General features: G+C 46.4%; 2 protein-coding genes and 1 pseudogene. 2 read left to right on the top strand and 1 reads right to left on the bottom strand.

What is annotated here, in order from left to right:
• Positions 1 to 360: 360 nt before the first annotated feature.
• Together AK963_RS24920 and glgB are read left to right on the top strand one after the other, a co-directional pair.
• Positions 361 to 2,817, top strand: a complete 2,457-nt coding sequence (locus AK963_RS24920) for a glycogen/starch/alpha-glucan phosphorylase (RefSeq protein WP_083232883.1) — start codon at positions 361 to 363, stop codon at positions 2,815 to 2,817.
• 24 nt (positions 2,818 to 2,841) lie between these two features.
• Positions 2,842 to 5,049, top strand: coding sequence for a 1,4-alpha-glucan branching protein GlgB (gene glgB / locus AK963_RS24915; RefSeq protein WP_066018090.1), 2,208 nt, complete (start codon positions 2,842 to 2,844; stop codon positions 5,047 to 5,049).
• A gap of 230 nt (positions 5,050 to 5,279) precedes the next feature.
• On the opposite strand, the pseudogene AK963_RS35905 reads toward glgB, so the two are convergent.
• Positions 5,280 to 5,469 (bottom strand): annotated as a pseudogene (locus AK963_RS35905) (IS630 family transposase); the annotation flags it as partial.

Raw genomic sequence — 5,469 nt, 5'->3', positions numbered from 1 at the left:
TGAAGTGATGCCTTTGTTATTAGTTATTTATTTTTAATATCGTTTTTCTTTGTATAGTTTTTTTAAATGCTATTTGTTGTTTTATTTATATAATTTAGTTATTTATTGTCGTTTATAATGATTAAAAAAATATAACTCCAAAAAAAGTAGGCAAAAGTACACCTAATCAGAGTCAGGCAACTATAACTTATTTCATGGTTTTCTATTGTTTTCAGATTCTGTGACATCAGGTTTCAAACTCATTGGCTCCTGTGCCTCGATTCATATTCTGTAGTTATTTCTCTCAAGCTATTCCTTTGAAATTTCCCTGTCCAAAAAGTCAATCTGAAAAGCTTGAGTAGCCAAAAGAGAGTGTTTGATATGGGTAGAATAAGTGTAGATCTGAGTTCAGTACGTAATATGGATGCTGTTCAGATTGAACAGGGGATTCGACGTCATCTTGAACAGTCTCTTGGGGTTGAGCCCGATGAAGCAAGCCCTGGGGATTATTGGGAAGCATTAAGCCTTGTTGCCAGGGAAATTAATCTGGATCGTATAAGAAATACGCGGAGGGAGGAAAAAGACAAAGGTGCCCGAAGGGTTTACTACCTGTCGCTTGAATTTCTGGTAGGCCCTTTACTGGGGAATAACCTTCATAACCTGGGAATCTATCATCAGGCTGAGAAAGCCATGGCCGGTTTTGGTGTAAGCCTTTCGGATGTACTGGAATATGAAACGGATCCTGCACTGGGGAACGGAGGACTTGGACGACTGGCTGCCTGTTTTCTTGACTCACTGACAACCCTGAACGTGCCTGCCTTTGGTTATGGCATTAACTACCGCTTTGGCCTTTTTAAGCAGGGCTTTGTCGGTGGTAAACAGGTTGAAAGTCCGGATGCCTGGCGGGAAGACAGCTTTCCTTGGGGTATTGAAAAACCCAAAAGAAAGCAGGTTGTGCGTTTGTACGGCAAGGTCAGGGAGGTTGATGGTAATAAGCTTTGGGAGGATACCCAGGAAGTATTGGGCGTCCCCTGGGATTTGCCAATTACCGGTTATAGCACTGAACGAGTTAACACCCTGCGCCTCTGGGAGGGGAGAGCGACAGAGGGGTTCGATCTGAACAGTTTTGATGCCGGTCGTTATCAGGATTCCAGGTTCCGGGAAATCCTGGCAGAAAATATCAGTCAGGTGCTATATCCAAACGACAGTCACCCTGAGGGCAAGGAACTTCGACTTATTCAGCAGTACTTCTTTGTTGCCTGTTCGCTGGCCGATTTGATTGCCCGCTACAAACGGGAGCATGAAGGCTGGGAACAATTTACCAGTAAAGTCGTGATTCAGTTAAATGATACGCACCCGGCAATTGCCGTGCCTGAGTTGTTGCGAATCCTGATGGATGAAGAGGACTTTGTCTTTACCAAGGCTTTGGAAGTATGTCGCAGTGTTTTCTGCTACACCAACCATACACTGCTGCCCGAAGCACTTGAAACCTGGCCTCAGGGTTTGATTTCAAGAGTGTTACCCAGGCATATGCAGTTGATCTATAAACTGAATTATCACTTCCTGCACAAAGAGGTAGAACAACAGTGGCCAGGTGACCATCAAATGAAACGTCGCCTGTCCATTATTGAAGAGCCGGCAAACCCTGCGGAACCTCAGATGGTGCGTATGGCATACCTATCGGTTATTGGTAGCCATAAGGTCAATGGTGTTGCTGCTCTGCACTCAATGCTGGTGAAAGCAAACCTCTTCCCTGAATTTGACCAGCTCTGGCCAGAGAAAATTGTCAATGTTACCAATGGTGTCACACCCAGGCGCTGGCTGGCTAACTGTAATCCTGAACTTGCCGGGTTGATTGATCAGACCCTCAAAGGGGACTGGCGCAGTGACCTTGCCCAACTGAGCGAATTGAAGACCTGGGCTGATGACCCTCAGTTTCAGGAAAAATTTGCTCGAATCAAACTGGATAATAAGAAACACCTGGCTGGTGTCATTGATGAGCTGTGTGGTGTAAGAGTCAATCCGGATGCCATCTTTGATGTGCAGATAAAGCGCTTGCATGAATACAAACGACAGCAGCTAAACCTTTTGCACATCATGGCGATTTACCGTCGTCTGCTGGAAAATCCTGACCTGGACGTTCCCCATCGGGTGTTTATTTTTGCGGCAAAAGCAGCGCCAGGGTATCTGGTGGCAAAAAATATTATCTATGCCATTAACCGTGTGGCTGAGAGGGTCAATAATGATCGCCGCATTCGGGACAAGTTAAAGGTTGTCTTCCTCCCCAATTATCGCGTGAGTCTGGCTGAAAAAATAATTCCGGCAGCCAATGTTTCGGAGCAGATATCAACCGCCGGTTTTGAGGCCTCAGGTACAGGGAATATGAAGCTGGCTCTGAATGGCGCGCTAACCATAGGAACCATGGATGGGGCGAATGTCGAAATAGCCGAGGAAGTTGGTGAGGACAATATCTTTATTTTTGGGAAGACGGTAGATGAAGTCAGTGACCTGCGACAGAGAGGTTATAACCCCCGGGATATCTATCAGCACAATGGAGAACTGAAGGCCGTTATTGACTGGTTGGCCTCCGGAGACCTTAGCCCGGACGAACCAGATGCATTCCGTCCGCTGGTGGAATCCCTTCTGGATTCCGACTACTTCCTGACTCTGGCTGACTATCAGTCTTACAGTGATGCTCATGACAGGATTGTCCAGGCTTGGAAAAATCCATCACACTGGTGGCGAATGGCGATCATTAATACAGCATCCATGGGCAAATTTTCATCAGACCGATCCATTGTCGACTACTGTAAAACTATCTGGAACATTGACGTTTAGCGTCGCTCACTCTGGGGGCTGATTATGGTTGGTGCTCTTGAAAATATCCGGGTGGATTCTGACAGCTGGGATACCGTGCTTGATGATCTTCTTAATACTTGCTGTGCAAGACCATTTGATTTGCTCGGTTGGCACCCCAGTAGAACCGCTAGAGGCTTGGTGTTAAGAATATGGCGACCAGATGCCATTGATGTGGATGTTATTGATGAAATAACGGGGAGTAAACTGGGCACCGCTACCAGTATTGCACCGGGGTTGTTTGAACTGAATTTTCCGGATATTTCAGAGCCTCACGCATATCATCTGCTGGTCACCAATGCCCAGTGTCACCAGTTCATGGCGAATGACCCTTATCAATTCTCCAGCCTTTGTCACACAGAACCTGTAATCCACCACTACTGGCTGCACCATACACTGGGGGCTCACCTCCATTCTGTTACGCTGTCAGATCATACCTGGCAAGGCGTCATGTTCCGTATATACGCCCCACATGCCCGCAGTGTCAGCGTGATCGGTTCATTTAACCACTGGGATGGCCGGCTTCACCAAATGGCCAGTAGCAACAGTGGTATATGGCGGTTATTTATCCCTGAAGTGAAAGAAGGTGATCTTTATAAGTTTGAGCTGAAAGATCAGAATGGACAGCTGTTGCCGCATAAAGCGGATCCATTTTCTTTTTATGCGGAGCAGCCACCGGGAAATGCGTCCATTGTTTATGACCCCAAAAAATATCAATGGCAGGGCAAGGAGTGGCATCAACACCAGGGATTGGATCGTCCTGTCAGTATTTATGAGGTGCACCTGGGTTCCTGGAAAAAAGGAAAGAGAGGACAGCTGCTGAATTACACTGAGCTGGCTGAACAGCTGGTGCCCTATGTGAAAGGAATGGGGTTTACTCATGTTGAATTTCTCCCTCTTCATGAGCACCCCTTTAATGGTTCCTGGGGCTATCAGCCGGTGGGTTTGTTTGCTCCAACCAGTCGCTACGGTGATCCGGATGAGCTGAAAGCATTGATAGACCGATTTCATGATGCGGGTATTGGGGTCATTCTTGACTGGGTCCCTGCGCACTTTCCCTCTGACAGCCACGGTCTGGCCCACTTTGATGGCACCCATCTTTATGAATATGAAGATCCTCGAAGGGGGTGGCATCCTGACTGGCAGACGCATATTTATAACTACGGACTATCGGAAGTTAGAAACTTTCTGATCAGTAATGCATTGTTCTGGTTTGAACAGTTTCGTGTGGATGGCCTGCGGGTGGATGCTGTCGCTTCGATGCTCTACCTCGATTACTCAAGAGGTGAGGGGGAGTGGGAACCCAATGTCCTGGGGGGAAATGAACACCTTGAGGCCGTCCAGTTTATCAAGGAGCTTAATGAAGCCGTATACCAGAACTATCCCGATGCCATGATGATCGCTGAAGAGTCTACCAGCTGGCCAGGAGTCTCCATGCCAACTTACGACAATGGGCTTGGATTTGGTTACAAGTGGAATATGGGGTGGATGAATGACACGCTGAATTACATGATCCGTTATCCTGAGCATCGGCGCTATCACCATGATCAGATCTTATTCAGCATGGTGTATAACTACAGTGAACACTTTATTTTACCACTTTCGCATGACGAGGTTGTTCACGGTAAAGGTACCCTGCTCACCCGAATGCCTGGAGACGAGTGGCAGCAGTTTGCCAATCTTCGAGCTCTCTATGGATATATGTTTGGGCACCCTGGTAAAAAACTGCTGTTTATGGGGGCTGAACTGGGTTCTCGCCGTGAATGGAATCACGATGGCCAGCTGGACTGGTTTTTACCAGAGGAAAATGAGTTTTCCAGTGGGCTAACTATCATGGTCAGGCATTTGAATTCGACCTACCAGTCCCTGCCAGCTTTATGGCACTCCGATTATGATCCAACGGGGTTTCAGTGGCTGATTACGGATGATGAACTTCAGTCAGTTATCGCATTCAGTCGACATACTTTTAGTGATACTCCTGTTGTTGTCGTTTGTAATTTTACCCCGGTGGTCAGGCAGAAATATCGGCTTGGTGTACCGGAGGCAGGTACATGGAAAGAAGTGTTTAATACTGATAGCAGTGAGTTTTCTGGCAGTGGTGTTATGAATCCATCACTATTGGTGACAGAGCCTCTGCCAATGCATCATCAGTTGCATTCATTAGTAATGACTCTACCTCCATTAGCGACAGTTTTTTTACACCTGACCGAATAATCTATTTCTCTCGACTTGAGCAGATCGCTCATTATTTTTTTCTATTAGAGAACACATCAAATTGTGTTCTTACAGGTTACTTTTATTCGTCATTAAATGGAAAACGCTGACGTTCTGCCGATGTCTTTCGAGCTTGAAATATTTGTCTGCAAAGCTTCAGTGGGCTTTTGATTATTGTATTGATTGTATCCGCCTGCCAAGGGCTGGCTTATACCAATTGAATTTTCTAACTACTGTATAACTGCCCAATCACGGGAGCACAGACTGAACAGTCGACCAGCTTCGCTGCAAAGGTTATTCCAAGCTTCACAGCAACAATCTACAATATTTTCATAACCTGAAAATGCTTTGTTTGATAAGTCATGCTCCCGCATCCACTCCCATAGCCTTTCTGAGCTGTTTAACTCCGGTGCGAATGGT

It is taken from the genome of Endozoicomonas atrinae (assembly GCF_001647025.1).
GTDB lineage: Bacteria > Pseudomonadota > Gammaproteobacteria > Pseudomonadales > Endozoicomonadaceae > Endozoicomonas > Endozoicomonas atrinae.
The sequence above is the reverse complement of the archived record's forward strand: the minus strand, read 5'-3'. Positions and strand labels throughout refer to the sequence as shown.

Bases quoted from the DNA above. Each gene is read 5' to 3' on its own strand.
- AK963_RS24920 (WP_083232883.1), top strand. From the start codon at position 361: ATGGGTAGAATAAGTGTAGATCTGAGTTCAGTACGTAATATGGATGCT.
- glgB (WP_066018090.1), top strand. From the start codon at position 2,842: ATGGTTGGTGCTCTTGAAAATATCCGGGTGGATTCTGACAGCTGGGAT.